At 34.0% G+C, this 3,993-nt stretch carries 3 protein-coding genes; 1 reads left to right on the top strand and 2 read right to left on the bottom strand.

All coding sequences use genetic code 11. From position 1 onward, the window contains the following. Both ABFR62_13415 and ABFR62_13410 read right to left on the bottom strand, forming a co-directional pair. A partial coding sequence (locus ABFR62_13415; GenBank protein ID MEN8139419.1) for a Gfo/Idh/MocA family oxidoreductase occupies positions 1-728 on the bottom strand: 728 nt, incomplete at its 3' end. Positions 729-857: 129 nt separating this feature from the next. Further along, positions 858-2,090, bottom strand: a complete 1,233-nt coding sequence (locus tag ABFR62_13410; protein ID MEN8139418.1) for an HD domain-containing protein — start codon at positions 2,088-2,090, stop codon at positions 858-860. Positions 2,091-2,256: 166 nt separating this feature from the next. On the opposite strand from ABFR62_13410, the gene ABFR62_13405 reads away from it, so the two are divergent. Continuing rightward, on the top strand, positions 2,257-3,798 hold the full coding sequence (locus tag ABFR62_13405; protein MEN8139417.1) for a PglZ domain-containing protein: 1,542 nt from the start codon (positions 2,257-2,259) through the stop codon (positions 3,796-3,798). Positions 3,799-3,993 lie beyond the last annotated feature (195 nt).

Below are 3,993 nucleotides of genomic sequence, written 5' to 3'. Positions count from 1 at the left end.
CCCTTGGCTTTGATCTCTTCCGGTAACACATCATAATTTATCGATAAAAACCAGCGAACTCTTGCTCTTTCAAATTCTAAATATCCTGCTGATCTGTCGTGTGTGTTCAAATGAATGGTATTTTGCTTTACCTCACCAAATATCCAGGATAGCATATCAAAAAAATGTACGCCAATGTTGGTAGCTACACCACCTGACTTTGAATGATCTCCTTTCCAAGAGGTATAATACCAATGTCCTCTCGAGGTTAGGTAGGTTAAATCAATATCGTATATTTTATCTTTAGGTCCCTTGTCAATTTTTTCCTTTAAAGCAATTATACTTGGGTGTAGGCGAAGTTGAAGAATCGTGTAAATATTCTTTCCGGTTTCTTTGGCTACTTTAGCGAGTGCATCAATATTCCATGGATTTAAAACCAAAGGTTTTTCACAAATAGCATCAGCACCTTGTCGTAAAGCAAAACGTATATGTGCATCGTGCAAATAGTTTGGTGTACAGATGCTTACATAGTCAATATCAATATTTTTATCGAACTTTAGTTTTGAAATATGTCGGTCAAATCGTTCAAATTCTGTAAAAAAATCAGCATTGGGAAAATAACTATCGATAATCCCAACACTATCATTATTGTCAAGAGCTGCAATTAAATTATTGTTAGTCTCTTTGATAGCTTTCATGTGACGTGGAGCTATATATCCGGCGGCGCCTATTAGGGCAAAATTCTTCATGTGTTTTGTGTCTTGCAAAAAGGCAAATTTAGGGTATTTTTTAGGATTGACAAGGTGTCGGTTGTCTGTTGTCCCTCTCGACTGCGCTCGAGGTGACTGTTGTTTGTTATCTGTTGTTGGGTTTGGTTTCTATAGATTAATATTTTTAGGATAGGCTATAAAATATTTAGTATTTGGTTTTGACAAGGCTGAGGTTTTAAACTGTGTGTCTAGTGAGAGCCACTCTTTTACAGAGCCGTCTTTTAGTAAAACCTTGATAGCTCCATCATTCGTATTATAAGCCTGATTAGTTATTTTTCCTTCAAATATAAAATAATCCATATTGTTGCTGTCAACACCTGATAATTGGCGGGTTTTATCTTTTATTTCTTTTAAATATTCATTAGAAAAAGCATGGTCACTCAGTTCGATACGCGGGAGTTTTCTTTGAACCATCATTTTTGATAGGTTAGAGAGTACATAATCATCATGATCTTGCCATTCTTTGATAGCAGCCCAAACATCATAGTCATCAATACTGGTAAACATGTCTAAATGAGTATTGATCTGTTCTTTTTGTATTGTCCTTTCTTTTATGAAATATAACAAACTCTTACTTGCTGTTATATCGATTCCAGTATTAAAAAGTTCTCTGGCTCGTTGTAATATGCGAATTAAGATCTGTTCTGCCAGTAAACCCGTCTTATGTAAATAGACTTGCCAGTACATAAAGCGACGTGAGAGTAGAAACTTTTCGATGGAATAAATTCCTTTCTCTTCGATTACTAATTCATCATTTTTTACGTGTAACATAGCTATTAGTCGGTCTGAATTGATACTACCCTCGACCACACCGGTATAAAAACTATCTCGTTTTAGATAATCTAAGCGATCCATATCTAATTGTCCGGATATCAATTGGTAGAAAAATTTCCGTTTGTGTGTATTGGTGAAAATTGAAATCGCTTCTGTTAAGGCACCTTTAAACTCATTATTAAGTTCTTTCATATATGCTAAAGACAAGTCTTCGTGCGAAATACTTGGTAGAAAAAACTTTTCAGAGGCATGAGAAAAAGGTCCGTGACCAAGATCGTGAAGCAAAATGGCCAAATAAAGAGATTGGGCTTCACTTTTACTGATTTTAATTCCTTTGAAGCGTAAAACACGTACAGCTTTCTGCATCAGATGCATACAGCCCAAAGCATGGTGAAAACGAGTATGATGTGCTCCCGGATATACTAAGTTTGATAATCCCATTTGAGATATTCGTCGTAACCTCTGAAAATAAGGGTGTTCGATAATATCAAAAATTAATGTGTTGGGTATTGTAATAAATCCGTAAATTGGGTCGTTAAATATTTTGAGTTTGTTAGTTTCTGACATGCGAGGTTTTCGTTAAAAAATGGGTTGGAAATTATAACTAAAAGTTAACAAAGAAGCAAAGATACAAATATGTATTGGCATGGCTTGTGTAGTATCTAGTCTTTAGTCGCTAGCCATAATGCATAGCCAACAGTTTATAGTTCACACAGCATTAATAAATAAATACATGGATAAAATACACATACTTTGGGTAGATGATGAGATAGATTTATTAAAACCTCACATTCTGTTTTTAGAAAGTAAAAATTATATAGTAAGCACTGCCACAAACGGTGTAGATGCATTAGAGGCAATAGATCAAGAAAGACATAATGTAGTTTTTTTAGACGAAAATATGCCGGGTTTAAGCGGATTGGAAACCTTGGTTCAGATTAAGGAGAAACGCCCAAATTTGCCTGTAATAATGATAACCAAAAGTGAAGAGGAAAACCTTATGGAAGAGGCTATTGGTAATCAAATAACAGACTATTTGATAAAACCATTAAATCCGAATCAGGTTTTATTGAGTTTAAAGAAAAATTTAGATCATTCACGATTGGTATCTGAAAAGACAACTGCAAATTACCAACAAGAATTTAGAAAGATTGCTATGGATATGACTATGGTAAATTCTTATGAAGGTTGGATTTCAATGTATAAAAAACTGGTATATTGGGAGTTGCAGTTAGAAAATATTAATGACTCAGGTATGCTTGAAATTTTAGAGAGTCAAAAGCAAGAGGCAAATTCTCAGTTTTTTAGGTTTATTAAAAAGAACTATAAAGAATTATTAGACAACGACGAATTGCTGTTTTCTCACAATTTGTTTAATCGAGTTGTGGCACCTATTATTCGACAAAAACCTACTTTATTAATTGTGATGGATAACATTCGCTACGATCAATTTAGGATGATGGAAAGCACGATAAATAAGTCGTATAATAAGGTAAAAGAATTTGATTATTACAGCATTTTACCTACAGCAACTCAATATGCAAGAAATGCGCTGTTTTCAGGTTTGATGCCTTTAGATATGGAAAGACAGTATCCTGAATATTGGAAAAATGACATGGATGAAGGAGGTAAAAATTTGTTTGAGCACGAGTTTTTGTCAGCCCAATTAAAACGTTTAGGGCTAAACATTAAACACGAATATTATAAGATTACCAATTTGTTTAAAGGAAAACAATTGGCAGATAATTTTCAAAAGATAAAGGATAATGATTTGACCGTTGTGGTTATCAATTTTGTCGATATGCTTTCACATGCTAAAACCGAGATGGAAGTTATTAAAGAGTTAGCCGGTGACGATAAAGCTTATCGATCTTTAACATTGAGTTGGTTTAAGAATTCGCCTTTACTTGAAATGATCAAAAAGGCACAAAATATGGGCTTGCAATTGGTCATTACTACCGACCATGGTACGATTAATACTCAAAGTCCTACTAAACTAATCGGGCCAAAAGAGATTAGCACCAATTTACGTTATAAAACAGGCAGGAGTTTATCATACGAAGAAAAAGATGTGTATGCTGTTAAAAATCCAAAGGAGATATACTTACCTCAAACAGCAATAAATGCATCTTTTGTATTTGCTAAAGAAGATTTGTTTTTTGCCTATCCAAATAATTACAATCACTTCGTAAAATATTATAAGAACACTTATCAACACGGTGGGGTTTCATTGGAAGAGATGATTATTCCTTGTGTGACTTATGAACCGAAGTAGTTTTGGGATTTTTTCTTTTGAAACCTGTCATTCCGAACTTGATTCGGAAACTTTTTAAGCAATCGGTAAATATGTTTAGTCTTAGCTTCGTGAGTTCCTGAATCAAGTTCAGGAAGACAGTGTTTCAATTTATTCTATTTCACTAATTTCCACACAACGTAATTGCTCAAAAGCACCTATAACCTCTTCAGCTTT

Source organism: Bacteroidota bacterium, from assembly GCA_039714315.1.
GTDB lineage: Bacteria > Bacteroidota > Bacteroidia > Flavobacteriales > JADGDT01 > JADGDT01.
Note: the sequence above shows the minus strand (reverse complement) of the source record. Positions and strands in the feature narration are given on the sequence as shown.

Excerpts from the sequence above, each read along its gene's own strand:
- ABFR62_13405 (MEN8139417.1), top strand. The coding sequence starts at position 2,257 with ATGGATAAAATACACATACTTTGGGTAGATGATGAGATAGATTTATTA.
- ABFR62_13410 (MEN8139418.1), bottom strand. The coding sequence starts at position 2,090 with ATGTCAGAAACTAACAAACTCAAAATATTTAACGACCCAATTTACGGA.